The organism is Shewanella sp. M16, assembly GCF_018224605.1.
Classification (GTDB): domain Bacteria; phylum Pseudomonadota; class Gammaproteobacteria; order Enterobacterales; family Shewanellaceae; genus Shewanella; species Shewanella oncorhynchi.
The window spans coordinates 1-13,900 of sequence record NZ_JAGTUL010000045.1 but is presented as its reverse complement, the minus strand read 5'-3'; the positions used below and the strand labels follow the sequence as shown (position 1 = coordinate 13,900).

General features: G+C 42.0%; 9 protein-coding genes and 1 pseudogene. 3 read left to right on the top strand and 7 right to left on the bottom strand.

The window, feature by feature from the left end; genetic code table 11:
• Window positions 1-105 precede the first annotated feature (105 nt).
• Window positions 106-1,845: a gamma-glutamyltransferase gene (gene ggt / locus KFE26_RS20550; protein ID WP_212601577.1), complete on the top strand. Its 1,740-nt coding sequence runs from the start codon at window positions 106-108 to the stop codon at window positions 1,843-1,845.
• Window positions 1,846-2,707: 862 nt separating this feature from the next.
• On the opposite strand, the gene KFE26_RS20545 is transcribed toward ggt, so the two are convergent.
• From KFE26_RS20545 to KFE26_RS20530, 4 genes are all read right to left on the bottom strand, one after another.
• On the bottom strand, window positions 2,708-3,358 hold the full coding sequence (locus KFE26_RS20545) for a hypothetical protein (protein ID WP_212601576.1): 651 nt from the start codon (window positions 3,356-3,358) through the stop codon (window positions 2,708-2,710).
• A gap of 2 nt (window positions 3,359-3,360) precedes the next feature.
• Window positions 3,361-3,846, bottom strand: coding sequence for a hypothetical protein (locus tag KFE26_RS20540; protein ID WP_212601575.1), 486 nt, complete (start codon window positions 3,844-3,846; stop codon window positions 3,361-3,363).
• A gap of 184 nt (window positions 3,847-4,030) precedes the next feature.
• Complete coding sequence (locus KFE26_RS20535) at window positions 4,031-4,696, bottom strand: HNH endonuclease (RefSeq protein ID WP_212601574.1); 666 nt, start codon at window positions 4,694-4,696, stop codon at window positions 4,031-4,033.
• Window positions 4,697-4,700: 4 nt separating this feature from the next.
• Window positions 4,701-5,930: an AAA family ATPase gene (locus tag KFE26_RS20530; protein ID WP_212601573.1), complete on the bottom strand. Its 1,230-nt coding sequence runs from the start codon at window positions 5,928-5,930 to the stop codon at window positions 4,701-4,703.
• Between the two features lie 356 nt (window positions 5,931-6,286).
• On the opposite strand from KFE26_RS20530, the gene KFE26_RS20525 reads away from it, so the two are divergent.
• A complete protein-coding gene (locus tag KFE26_RS20525) occupies window positions 6,287-6,496 on the top strand; it encodes a hypothetical protein (protein WP_212601572.1) in 210 nt (69 codons plus the stop codon).
• Window positions 6,497-6,813: 317 nt separating this feature from the next.
• Here KFE26_RS20525 and KFE26_RS24075 read toward each other — a convergent pair.
• Window positions 6,814-7,026, bottom strand: a pseudogene (locus KFE26_RS24075) (hypothetical protein); the annotation flags it as partial.
• Between the two features lie 241 nt (window positions 7,027-7,267).
• Between KFE26_RS24075 and KFE26_RS20520 the strand changes: the two are divergent.
• Complete coding sequence (locus KFE26_RS20520) at window positions 7,268-9,481, top strand: M3 family metallopeptidase (RefSeq protein WP_212601571.1); 2,214 nt, start codon at window positions 7,268-7,270, stop codon at window positions 9,479-9,481.
• Between the two features lie 89 nt (window positions 9,482-9,570).
• Here the strand turns inward: KFE26_RS20520 and KFE26_RS20515 are convergent, their stop codons facing one another.
• A complete protein-coding gene (locus KFE26_RS20515; protein WP_212601570.1) occupies window positions 9,571-12,987 on the bottom strand; it encodes an ATP-binding protein in 3,417 nt (1,138 codons plus the stop codon).
• A gap of 24 nt (window positions 12,988-13,011) precedes the next feature.
• Entirely contained in the window at window positions 13,012-13,683 is a 672-nt protein-coding gene (locus KFE26_RS20510) for a response regulator transcription factor (RefSeq protein WP_212601569.1), read from the bottom strand.
• Between the last annotated feature and the right edge of the window lie 217 nt (window positions 13,684-13,900).

Genomic DNA, 13,900 nt, shown 5'->3' with positions numbered 1-13,900 from the left:
GTAAATTATCGTCCTTTACTGGTGTGAACAAGTATACGAGGTTGCAATTAAGCCTAATTCTCGGCACATTGCATAGCCATAATTAAAATAAATTCAGGATTGAGTATGCGTCCAACAAGACCTTTTAGACCTCTTATTCTCGCCATTGCGATGGCGCTTCCCTTACTATCATCTCCCTGTCTGCTTGCCGATGAATCGCCAATTTTCAGCCAGATGGCCACCGCACAACCTGTGTGGGCTAAGCATGGCATGGTCGCAAGCCAAGAAACTCTCGCCAGTCGCACCGGCGTTGAGATCCTAAAGCAAGGCGGTAATGCGGTTGACGCCGCCGTGGCTGTCGCCTTCAGTTTGGCAGTCACCTTACCCCGTGCAGGCAATATCGGCGGCGGTGGTTTTATGCTGGTGCATATTGCCAAAGAAAACAAAACCATCGCTATCGATTACCGTGAAATGGCCCCTTCTAAAGCCAAGAAAAACATTTTCCTCGACGAAAATGGCGACGCAGTTGAAAAACTGAGCCGTGAACACGGTCTTGCAGTAGGTGTGCCAGGTACAGTGATGGGCATGAGCTTAGCCCTTGAAAAATATGGTACTATGACACTCGCCCAAGTTACGGCACCCGCGATTAAAATGGCGCAGGAAGGCATTAGCATCACCCCAGATCTTGCCCAATCCCTTGCAGGCCTAAAACGCCGCATGGCCCAATGGCCAACCACGGCCGCTATCTTCTACAAAGCCGACGGCAGTGACTATCAAGTGGATGATATTCTTAAACAACCTGAACTTGCCCATTCGTTAAGTCTTATCGCTGAAAAAGGCACCAAAGGATTCTACGAAGGTGAAACCGCCACTAAGCTCATCAATGCGGTGAAAGAAGCTGGCGGCATTATGACCTTAGACGACCTTAAAAATTATAAGGTTGTGGAACGTGAACCCGTGCGCGGCGAATACCGCGGTTACGAGGTTGTGTCTATGCCACCACCATCATCGGGCGGCGTGCACATCATCGAAATGCTCAACGTATTGCAGCAATTCCCAATAGACAAACTCGGTCACAATACCGCCCAGACGATTCATCTGATGGCAGAAACCATGAAGTACGCCTATAGCGATCGCAGCGAATACTTAGGCGATCCCGACTTTTATAAGGTACCCATCAAAGCATTAACCAGTAAGGACTACGCCCAAAAAATCGCCAGCCAAATTGCGATCAATAAGGCAACACCGAGCGCTGAAATCAAGCCCGGCAAGCTCGCCCCCTATGAGAGCGACCAAACCACTCACTTCTCGGTAGTCGATAAATGGGGTAACGCTGTCTCTAATACTTACACCTTAAACTTCAGCTACGGCTCAGGTTTAGTGGCGAAGGGAACAGGGATTCTGCTCAATAACGAGATGGATGATTTCTCTGCCAAACCCGGCGTACCAAACGGCTACGGTTTAGTAGGCGGTGATGCCAATGCGGTCGAGGGCAATAAACGCCCACTCAGCTCAATGAGCCCAACAATAGTAATGAAGGATGGCAAACCCTTCCTCGTCACTGGCAGTCCAGGTGGTTCGCGTATTATCACCACCACACTGCAGATCATCATGAATGTTATTGATCATGGATTGAATATCGCCGAAGCCAGTAATGCGGCGCGGGTTCACCATCAATGGCAACCCGATGAATTGCGAGTCGAGTCCAGCTTTAATCGCGATACCATTTCCCTGCTCGAAGCCAAAGGCCACAAAGTGAAAGTACAGTCCGCTATGGGCAGCACACAATCAATCATGGTGACCGAACAAGGAATTTTTGGCGCTTCTGATCCACGCCACTCAGGTAGCGAAGCCATCGGCTACTAGCATCTCCATGATGCTAATGTTAGTGAAAGAGATGAGTGTAAAGAGATGAGTGAGAGAAATAGGTGGATGAGATAAAAGGATTTATGATCTATTCGATCTAGGTCATAAATCCTGAGTAAAGCTTGTCCTTCCACTCAACGAATGCAAACTCTCGCTTAAAAAAGCCCTGCTATACATCACTGTATAAGCAGGGCTTTTTATTATTTTTAATTACACCGTATCATGCTGATTTACACTTGCTTTTTTCAATGAAGCGACAGGTGAGTCATGAAGTATCTACTGAGACCTAACGCACTTCTGTACAAAATTCATTGGTAAACTGTAATGTCAGTTATTGGGATCTTAGCGTTGGCTGGTATCCACTAATATAGGCTTGCCATGGCATTCACTCTCCGACTCGCAGCCAGTCCGTCCGTGGATGCTCGACCGCCCCATTCATGGGGCGGACGGTCGTCTCGCTAATCACCATGGCTCACCTTTTTGGCACTAGTGTAACCTGTCTGTATGAAGGAGATACCCAGCACGCTTTTGGACAAAACCTTGCTAGATTTTTTACTCTAACTCATTGGTTTCGGATTAATATTTGTAAGGCAATTATTGAACGTTAGTATTAAACCCGATGAACAAGCCATCCTAAAGCGAATGCTCTTCTAAAACTCGCAGCAGACTGAGCAGCTTAAAGCAGTGGAAGTGAACACTCATAGACAGCAGAAGCGAGCAATTGTGCGCACGGCCGTTAAAGACTGGTCACTTCTACAGGTCACTACTGCCCATGTCGCTGGTAAAATTGCCCAGTTCCAGATAAGAAAAAGCCCTAAGAAAATGAGGTCGATTTAAAAAAGTGTTGTCATTTTCTCTATTTTCACACTAGTTTAAGTTCGTAGAATATAGTAGTTTCTCTAACCTTATTAATTACTCTCATTTTGCTGTTATCTATATCAATCTTGTTAACATCAAAGTGCACGATAAAAGGGTCAGGGTCACAACTAAATATGACTTGCTCATCAAGCACCTCTTTTTCTTTGTTTACCGTTTGCACGACCAAATCGTATCTATCGTACTTATAGCGATGCAACGCAATTACTGTCTTACTGCCAATTTTCTTCGATTTTACTTTGATATCATACTTAAAGCTGTTACAGAAACCATGTTCTAATAAGGGCTGTAAATCAGTAGTCAAATTTAGATTAAATTCTTTATCAAATCTTGCAAAACCCTCTAAATATTTCTTAGTAAAGTATCGGTGGACATATTCTTTGGTTGTGAACTGTTCAAGAGAAGTAAACTCTTGCTCAACGCAAACTCGAAAAGCTTTATCACCGACGATAGACATGTCTCTATCATTTCCTTCTTGAAAAACAATCCTATTGAATAACCCTAAATCAAGCTTGCGTTTTTTCAACCAGTCAGAGATGAATAGTGTAAGATAGTTTGCTGTAAATTGATATTTTGCCCGCGATAAAGGTTCATATTTAGTGTCTTCTAAAGTCATATATACTTGTTCTAACTTCATCGTTATGGCCTTACATGATAGTCTGGATTGATCAAGTTCTCAGGGCGTAGACCCCGAGCATTGGAAGCCTCGATATCGAGAGCTTTCTGTCTAGCCCCAGGGCCAGCAGGTATTTCTGCAATAATAGTGGTATCAAAGTTATCCTTGCCCCACTTACGTCTCTGACGTTCAGCACGGTAAGATTTTCCTTCTTTACTTATCTTTCCTTGGCTAACCCCAGTTTTTACTACTTCGCCTGTTTTATTGTTACGAATTTCGTACACATGCTGGGCTTTTTCGCTTAGTTTGGAGTTACCGTGTACATCCTTTGCTACCCCGAGTATTTTAACTTTCTTCAATCCAACATCTAAAGCGGCTTCGCCAACGGCTTTACCTGCAACTAATAGTGTTGAACTTGATAGACCAGTTTTTTCATACTCATCTGCAATTTCATTCGCTATTTCAATACCTGCTTTTACGGCATCAACAGCAAGCGCCGGACCAGTCATAGAAAGAATTCCAGACAAAAGCGAGTTATAGGTAAGGCTCTTGAAGCGATGAGTGTCATTAGAAAAAGTATCACAATCTTGTTGAATTGGGTGTCTAGTCTAATTGGTGCAGATAAAGATTCGCTGTATACAAAGTTAATTAATGAAGCGCAAACTAAGGAGCATTGAGGCTCCTTAGTGAGTGTCAAAATCCGGCTCTCAACTTAGGATATTTCTCCATGAGGAAAGTATCATTCAAGTAGTAGTATCGCCAGAATATCGAGAACGGATGCTTCAAATCCAGCATTGCCGCAATAACTTGTTCTGCTCGTTGTTTGTCCATAGCCGCGGCCTTCTTTTTACGAAGTGTTTGCCTTGCAAGTAGAAGGTCTGTGTAGTGATCCCACATCTGTTCCATCAATGATTCACGGCTAATACCTCTCAGAGCGGTATTTTCGAGGTTATAACACTTATCCAAAAGAGTAACTGTATTTTTTGATTGTACTGTAGGCTTTGTACTTATGGCTTTTACTGTGACCTTTTCAGATGGTGCCGAAGGCATCATGCAACAGATTAATTTACCAACATCAATAGCATTGTTAGCACAATCTAGAAGGTTTACGTGCGTGTTGCTCTTGATGCTGTTACAACGTGAACATGAGTAGTACAAGTTTTCCCAGTCGTATTTCAAAGCCGGATCACTTTGGTGAGGAACAAAATGCTCAACCTCAGCATCTTGGATCTCATCTCTTTCACAGAGGTAGCATTTCTCTAAGAACATTGGCTTCAATGCTGATAGAACATCTTTCTCATTGTACTTGCCTTTATCAATGCTATCTGGAGCTGGGTAGGTACGAGTAACATTAAACATCTGGTTACTCCTCACCATCATTCGAATCTAAAATAGCATTCTTCCCAAGCAATAAGAAAGCACGTGACCTAGCATCCAACTTTGCTTCATGGGGTTCAATATTCATTATTAATTCATTGAGGCGCATTTTGTTCAACGATGTTTCGTTCACTAACTGAGCCATTTCATCCAGTTGGTCTTTCAAGAGATCAGACGTACTTTCAACGCCTAGTAATCCTTTTAGAATCGACTCGTATGAGTACATCGAAAGATCTTCCAACTGTTCTCGTTTTGATAGGTCATAAATCACAGCGTCATTGACCGATTGAACAACGAAAGGTGAGTGTGTAGTAACTATGAACTGAATATTTGGAAAAGCGAGAGTGAAGAACGATAAAATTCTACGCTGTAACGATACATGCAAATGAGCGTCGATCTCATCGATTAGAACAATACCTTTCAATTGGTTGGCAGGAATGTCTTTCAACTCCACTTTCATTAACAAGTCAGAGTAGATATACATTATTGCAGAGAAACCAGATGAAAGTTCGTTGAACTGAAATGGACTTTTATCTGCTTGATGGATCTCGAAAGATTGTTTTTCTCTGTTGAATTTTAATTCTAATTCATCATCCTCAAACAAATAGCGTAGATCATCTTCAACTTTGTCTAGCCAACTCTGGATACGATCTGCTTGTGATTGTGCTTTTGTATCGTCGGTTGCCACGATATCGTTAAAGATTACTTTTTGCGCAACTAAATACTTTTCAAAAACGACACCAAAATGCTCAGACATTGACTTGCTTGACTCCCTTGTTTTGATGGACTGTAAACTAGGTCGGGTGTCGTCTACTGATATCTCTGATTGGCGTTCTGCTTTATAGTAACTGAGAGCAAAATGTTTATCGGAATACTCTTGTATGAACTCAGCATTATCTCGCATTGAAATCTGAGTAGATTTTGCTTTATCAATTTCCTTTAAAAGTTCACTGGTCCTATTCTGATAATGATTGTAATTTCGATTAGAGGCTCCTTGTTTGACTTGATTTTCAGCGTATTGTAGATCTTGGGTTAGATTCTGCAATGACTTTTGAGTATCGGATTGGCGAATAATGTCATCATGCAATTGTTTGATAAAACTCGTTTTACCACAGCCGTTACCTCCTGTGATAATAAGGTTATGTCCTCTGAGACTAATATCAATAGGCACACCCGTATGTGGGAGTGTGAGCGATACATGCTCTATCTGTTTCATTTTTAATCACTATTTTATGTGGTTACGCGATTTTAATACTCTACCATACGCATAAAAACAACGAGATTATTATTAAGAAATACCCTAATTCAAATCCGAAGCACGATACTTCCTATTTAAGTTGCCATGCTCGTTTCTTGGTACATGAAGGTAGGTAACTTAACCTAAACTCTCCTTCGGCCTGTAATGTTCAGCTCCGGTAAATCGGAACGCACCACTAAACGATACCACAAGCATCATAAACCTTCTTACACTTCAACGAATAAAGAATTTAATGTGATCGACTGATAATCAAATATCTCGCCTATGGATTAGATTTTATATGGTAAAAGCTCAACCACATTGAAAGTTAGAACATGAGCACTAAATGGCTTTGGGGCAATAGCTTTTTAGCAGAACGGGCAGCGAGAGGGTTGGTTAGGATTGGCATTGTTGCAACAGTGACCGTTGGCGGCATGGATGCCGCCGTCGAGCCTATAGGGATATATTTACGGCGAGTCACTGGGGAAACAATGACAATTCATGCTGCACTATTGACGACAAAGTTATCTTGCTTTGTGCATTAGCTTTTTAGCTAAACGAACAGCGAAAGGGTAAGTGAGGATTGGCATTGGTGTACCAGTGACCGTTGGCGATATGGATGTCGCCGTCGAGCCTATATGGATACTTCTTATGAAATAAAAAGACGGCGAGTCACTGGGAAAACAATGACAATTCATGCAGCACAACTGACGATATAACTCACAAGCTTTTGAGCTTTTCAAGTTGAAATGGCAGAAATCTAAGATTTAACCGCCATTTCCGAATGAACCTTTTATATTCAGAACGGCTTTATTGCTCCCTACACTTTTGTGTCATCCCAAAATAACTTTAACAAAGAACACTATTTCACCGCCGATAGCTCGATAAACGCTGCGGTATACATTTTTAGGTTCAGCATGAATTGCTTGTGGGTGATGAACTCTTTTTCGGTATGGCCTGTGTATTCCACGCCCAGCATCGCTGGGTCAAAACTTAAAGCAATGGAGAGTAATTTACTGTTCGTTGAGCCGCCAATTGCAATGGGTTTAGGGTCGACTAAGCCAAGAAAACGTGCCTGAGACGCGATAATATCCTCGCCCAGTTTGCCATCATTTTTTGCTTAAAAGCCTGAAACAAAACATTTGTTACAAACTAAACACAAAATCGATGGAACCCCTAGTCCGATACATGTTAAACAGTCACATTAAGCTTAATTTAATGGTTTTAGCCGCACGTAGACTTCAATTTTTTCTTGAAATCCAAGGCCATCATCATGCAAACATCCATAACAATATCGACCTAACGGGGAACAAATAATGAAGGGACTAACCCTTAAACCGCAAGCCCTCACGCCACGCACTGCTAAGCTCACGCTAAGTGCCATCGCTTTAGCCTTAACTTTGGGCGCCTGTAGCACACAACAACCCGATGCCAGTGTTCAAGCAAATGCGGCGCCAAATGCCGTGTCAGCACAAATTATCAGCCAGAATGCGACTAATCCATTTTTTAAACCCTATGATACTTTTATGGAAATTCCGGCCTTCGATAAAATCAAGCCGGAGCATTTCCTCCCCGCATTTAAAGCGGGAATCGCCCAACAACACGAACAAATTCAAGCAATTGTTGATAATAAAGCAAAACCCACCTTCGCCAATACGATTGAAGCCATGGAGTTTTCTGGCGATCTAGTGACGCGCGTTTCTAACGTCTTCTTTAACCTGACGGGCGCGGATACGAATGAAGCATTGCAAGCACTCTCGAAAGAAGTGTCGCCTATGTTATCGTCCGCCGAAGACGATATTTTGCTTAATGACAAACTGTTTCAAAAAGTTAAAGCCGTCCACGACGCAAAGGACAACCTGAAGCTCAGCACAGCCCAAGCCAAATTACTGGAAGATACCTATAAATCTTTCACCCGTGGCGGCGCGAACTTAAGCGAGCCAGATAAAACCAAACTGCGCGCGCTGAACGAAGAGATCGGCAAACTCAATTTAGCCTTTGGTGACAATCTATTAGCCGAAACCAATGCCTTCGAATTAGTGGTTGATAGCAAAGCCGATCTCGCAGGTTTACCCGCAGATGTGATTGCAACTGCCTTTGAAACTGCCAAAAAACGTGGCCATGAAGGCAAGTGGGTATTTACCACGTCTCGCCCTTCTATTACGCCTTTTTTGACCTATGCCGATAATCGCAAGTTACGTGAAAAACTCTACAAAGGCTATATCGAGCGCGGTAACAACAATAACGCCAACGATAACAAGATTATCCTCGCTAAGATTGCTGCCCTGCGTGCTGAACGTGCTCAACTGATGGGCTATAAAACCCATGCGGATTTCGTGTTAGAAGAACGCACAGCTAAAACACCAGAAAACGTCTACGGTTTACTCAATAAAGTATGGCCAGCGGCATTGGCCCAAGCCAAAACCGAAGTGGCTGATATGCAAGCCATGATTGACGCTCAAGGTGGCAATTTTAAGCTGCAAGCGTGGGACTGGGATTACTACGCCGACAAGATCCGTGTCGCTAAGTACAGCTTTAACGAGCAACAAACCCGTCCGTATTTCTCCCTCGACAGTACATTAAAAGGCGTGTTCTACACGGCTAACCGTTTGTACGGTTTGACCTTTAAAGAACGTACCGACTTACCCAAATATAATGCCGAAGTCCGTACTTGGGAAGTTTACAATAAAGACGGCAAACTGATGGCCATCTTTATGGGTGACTATTTCACCCGTGACAGCAAACGTGGCGGCGCTTGGATGAACTCCTTCCGCAAGCAATACAATATGAATGGCGTTGATTCTAAACCTATTATTGTCAACGTATTAAACTACCCTCGACCAGCGGGTAATGAGCCAGCGTTGCTGACTTTCGATGAAGCCAGCACACTATTCCACGAATTTGGCCACGCACTACACGGCATGTTATCGAACGTCGAATATCGCTCACAGGGCGGCACCGCTGTACCTCGCGATTACGTTGAGTTCCCATCGCAAGTGAATGAAAACTGGATGACTCAACCAGAAGTGTTAGCCCAATTTGCCAAGCACTACAAAACCGGCGAAGTGATCCCGCAAGAACTGGTGAAGAAAATCCAAGCGGCCAGTAAGTTCAACCAAGGTTTTTCTACCGTTGAATACATGGCGGCCACTAAACTCGATTTAGATTGGCACACACTGACCGACACAACGCCAAAGGATGCGGCCAAGTTTGAGGCGGACTCGTTAGCGGCAATGGGACTGATTGAAGAAATCAGCCCACGCTATCGCAGCACTTACTTCTCGCATATTTTCGCGGGCGGTTATTCAGCAGGCTACTACAGCTACCTCTGGTCAGATATTTTAGGTGCGGATGCTTTCGAAGCCTTTAAAGAAAACGGCATTTTCGACAAAGCCACTGCGGATTCCTTCCGTAACAATATCCTTTCGAAAGGCGGCAGCGATGATCCTATGCTGATGTATAAAAAATTCCGCGGTAAAGAAGCCGGTATCGAGCCGCTACTGCGTAGCCGCGGATTACTGGCTGAATAGCATCAAAAATAACGGTTTGCTAAAGGTAAGATCAACAACGGGAGCCTAAGCTCCCGTTGTTTTTGATGCTATTACCCGTAGTCACTCAATCAGAACTCTGGTAACGCCTTATTTTTACTGTACAAAATAACTAGTGATCTTAGCTTTTCCATAAATACATCTATATGTACTACGTTTTGCGCTAAGCCTTGGGACTCAATATGCCGTTTCAGAATATCAATACTTGCAACTAAAGATTTTTCGTCCAATGCCAGCAATGCACCTTTTAGCCGATGCAAATAACCAAGAAAGCGCTTACCGTCATTCGCATCCAATGCATCAAGCAAGCCTTGTTCGTCACTGTTCCAGCCAGCAACAAACAGCGCTTGCATATCAATAAGTGTCACTGTCGATAATGATTTCATACTTATTTCTTGACTATCCGACATCACCTTTCCAAGAACGTGTTCAAGAGCTCTATTCAATCTCTCGATGGTAATGGGCTTATGTAACACCTCTGCAATACCTGCAGCTTTAATTTGAGTAATACCATTAATATCTGCCGTGCTGACAATCACGGGTGTATTAATTCCTTTAGCTCGTATTGCTTTAAGAAATTCAAATCCATCCATCTGCGGCATGCCAAGATCAGTCACTATAATGTCATAAGGCTTGGTCGAGCAGTATTCTAAAGCCTGTTGCCCATCCCCTACGCTATCAACGTAATGATAACCAAGTGCGGCAAGTTGATGCTCAAGTAAAGTTCGGTTAAGCGGATCATCTTCAGCAATTAATACCTTGGCATAATGATGAATTTCTGATCTTTGTTGGCGAACAGTTAAGGGTTCAAGAACTTCATCATGCTTACCACATGCAGCCAAAATAAGTTTGAACATTGATGTCGAGAATGAGGTTACACATAGATCTTGGTTTCGACGTTCAGGGTATAGAGGGCCGTCGCTGGATAGGATCACAGTATCAAGATACGTATATAAGATATCTCGCCATGGCTCTGATAGTGCCGTCCCTGAAGTTGCAAAGACAATTACAGCGTTTGTCCTTGATGCGGGCAAAGGCTTTAACAAGCTTGCTTCAATTATTTCAACATCGGGGATCCAGCATTTAAATTGCTCTATCAGATTAAATTGCCAAAGTGGTGAATCGCATACAATTACGACAGTGCTAAAACGATATTTATCTACAACTTGGGAACGATTTTCGTATGAAAGATTATGACGTAAAGGCACATTGATCGTAAATATAGACCCCTCTCCCTCCTCACTATCAACTGTAATATTGCCCCCCATTAACGTCATGATCCGTCGACATAAAGTCAACCCTAACCCTGTGCCACCAAAACGACTGTTAATAGATCTGTCTGCTTGTACGAAGGGTTCAAATACTTTGTTGATATGTGCGTGCGAGATACCAATTCCGGTATCGCTAACAGAAATGCGCACCCAGCGGATATCATCCCTAACTTCACCAGGAATAGCCCTGATAGTAATAGACCCCTCCTCAGTAAATTTTCGAGCATTACTCACTAGGTTCATCAGTACCTGAGATAATCTGTGCCCATCTCCACTCCAAGTGCCTGTAAGTTCAGGATCAATTAGGCAGAAAAAGCGCAAATTCTTGTCCAGAATCACAGGTGCAAAAGTCTGTGCACAGCGTTCAACCAGCTCAATAAGTTGAAATGGCTCGGGATGTAACTGTAATTCCTGAGCTTCTATCTTCGACAAGTCCAAAATATCGTTGATCAAAGCCAATAACGCATCAAATGCACGGTTAATTGTCGAAACTCGCGCCTTTTGTTCTAGCGTTAAGGGCTCTAACGCTAACAACTCCAAATTACCCAATGCACCGTGCAAAGGTGTACGAATTTCATGGCTCATCATCGCGATGAACATCGACTTGGCCTGATTAGCTTGGTCAGCCATCTCACGCGCTTGCTCTAACAAACGGACCGTGGTCTTCTGAGCACTAATATCGGTCAAGCTAAACAAGATGACTTCGCGTTGTTGGTAACGAATATGAGAATAAGCCACAGATATTTCCCGTTGCTCGCCACATGCACTTAGCACTGATGCTTCTGTTATCTGCACCTCATGGACGTTTGACTGCACTTCGGATTGATTTTTATGGCGATTCAACTGTGCTTTAACTAATATTTCTCTATAGAAATTCACACATTCTGAGGGTAAAAGTAAGCATTCGGCAGCTTCGTTTTGCATAACCACTTTATTGCTAAAAGGATCATAAATGCTCAAACCTACTGGTGCAGTATTCAGCACGGCATGATTGAATGCATCACTTTCATATACAAGACGCGACTGTATTCGTAGTGGCGCAAGTATTAAACGATCGAGCAAAAGAATAAAGCCCCACAGGATCCCCAGCACTAAAAATGTCAGTATACTTAATGTGATTAGTTTGCTTTTTAGTGCATGAAAAATTGTAAACCAGTCAAATACATAGACTGCAATCCAGTTTGGTCCTTGGATAAATTGTGACACGAAAAACATGCCATCACGATAAGTTATATCTCGGCGCAAAGCCGTATTTTGTAATAATCCAGGATATTCCAAGATATATTTCGCCCATCGACTCTCACTTGAGCTGTAATTGTCTACACCGAATATATGCTTACGATCACTGGAGACAACAAAAAAACCTGTCTCATGAGTCGAACTCTGAAAGAGCATAGAGAATTTACTGATAGGAACGTTTACGACAATAACCGCGATAAGCTTACCATCACAATAAACTGGGGCGGCATAATTTGTAGTTAATTCATCAGTAATAGGCGATTTATAAAAGGGTACCCAAAACATTCTCTCATCATATAATTTATTCACATTGCTGGTTGTTATCACAGCATCGACCCTAGTTACAGCATCATTGATAAATTTATTAATGCCAACTTCCTTCACATTATTCAATTTAGTTAATGCCAATGGTGGCCACAATGCTAGCAATCGATGATCAGATGAATATATATAACCGCCAAGGTAATGCCCATTTTCTCGCTGACGTAACAAGGGTGTTGGCGACACCTCACGCATTAAGCCTAAAAAATCAGCCAGTTCATGCTCAGTTACGCTATGACTAGATGAAGATAAGATCATCGCAGGGGTAGCGGTTACATCAGTATCGGTAACTATGACACCATTTTTTTTTAGTAACTCTTGACGATAACGCAACACGGGTAAATTTTCCCCATCACGTAAGCGCCACAACATCTCATAAAATTCAACCCTTTGTTTCAAACGAGCCTGGGTTCTATCAAGATTTTCCTTGATGATACCTCGCTGAATTTGAAACAAATGTACACGTTCGTCTAAAAAACGTTCAGATAATATTGTAATTTCTACAACTGATATAGTAAGCACAATAAAACTGATAGCTAATCCACCACTAAATAATAACCAACGGGAATAACGTCCGGGTAAGTCAGGATCAGAGAGCGGAGTGCATTTCAAATATTTGCATAATAAATTTCGTAGATTGAATTGAGAAGATTTCATTTAGGCGGACCACTGAGAAGATGTTCAGAATAGTTTGTTAAATATATTCACCAATTCTATATCATTACTTGCGCCTAATTTTTGCATCGCTTTTTTCTTCTGAGTGCTTATCGTTTTAATACTACGATCCGTATGTTGTGCAATATCAGTAACTGACATACCACGCACAAACATTCGAACAACTTCAAGTTCCCTCGCCGTCAGTTGCGAAATCGATAACGTTGGGCTTGAGAGATGATTTGACATCATGTGTTTCACTAACGCTTTTGATGTTAGGGGGTCAATATATTTTTCGCCTTGTAGAACACGAGTAATCACTGTCGGTAAAATAGAAATATCATCACTCGATTTACTTAAGAAACCACAAACACCAATCTGCATCGCTTGCTGCATAATAACTAAATCATCATGTGCAGTTAGCAAAATAATTTTTATACTTGGATATAATCTATGAATACGTCTAAGTAATAGCAAACCATCTGGCTCATCATCATTTTCAAAGGAATAATCACAAATCAAAATATCGCAAGGATCATTAGCGATTGATTCAAAAAGTGCTCGAATGGAAGTCACAGTCCTAACTAGACTAAAATTTTTAAATTCATTTATTATTTTACCAATCCCCATCACAACAACAGGGTGATCGTCAGCCACTATAATATTAACTTTAGACAAGTATCCGTGACTAAAGGGCATGTATAAACTCCAAATACGTTAATTGATAATAATTAGTAAAAAAAACCAACAGTTACACATAAAACATGTTAAATTATTGTTCAAAAACCAGAGGCTATAATATTTTACTATAAACTTAGAGATGTGGAATGAAAAAGGAATTAACAGAAGGAAGCTTAATTATGAAAAACTTAAATTCATAAGGTATTATATTTCATAATTTATCTTGATAGCAATA

Bases quoted from the DNA above. Each gene is read 5' to 3' on its own strand.
- KFE26_RS20520 (WP_212601571.1), top strand. From the start codon at position 7,268: ATGAAGGGACTAACCCTTAAACCGCAAGCCCTCACGCCACGCACTGCT.
- KFE26_RS20510 (WP_212601569.1), bottom strand. From the start codon at position 13,683: ATGCCCTTTAGTCACGGATACTTGTCTAAAGTTAATATTATAGTGGCT.
- KFE26_RS20540 (WP_212601575.1), bottom strand. From the start codon at position 3,846: ATGACTGGTCCGGCGCTTGCTGTTGATGCCGTAAAAGCAGGTATTGAA.
- ggt (WP_212601577.1), top strand. From the start codon at position 106: ATGCGTCCAACAAGACCTTTTAGACCTCTTATTCTCGCCATTGCGATG.
- KFE26_RS20535 (WP_212601574.1), bottom strand. From the start codon at position 4,696: ATGTTTAATGTTACTCGTACCTACCCAGCTCCAGATAGCATTGATAAA.
- KFE26_RS20515 (WP_212601570.1), bottom strand. From the start codon at position 12,987: ATGAAATCTTCTCAATTCAATCTACGAAATTTATTATGCAAATATTTG.
- KFE26_RS20525 (WP_212601572.1), top strand. From the start codon at position 6,287: ATGAGCACTAAATGGCTTTGGGGCAATAGCTTTTTAGCAGAACGGGCA.
- KFE26_RS20545 (WP_212601576.1), bottom strand. From the start codon at position 3,358: ATGAAGTTAGAACAAGTATATATGACTTTAGAAGACACTAAATATGAA.
- KFE26_RS20530 (WP_212601573.1), bottom strand. From the start codon at position 5,930: ATGAAACAGATAGAGCATGTATCGCTCACACTCCCACATACGGGTGTG.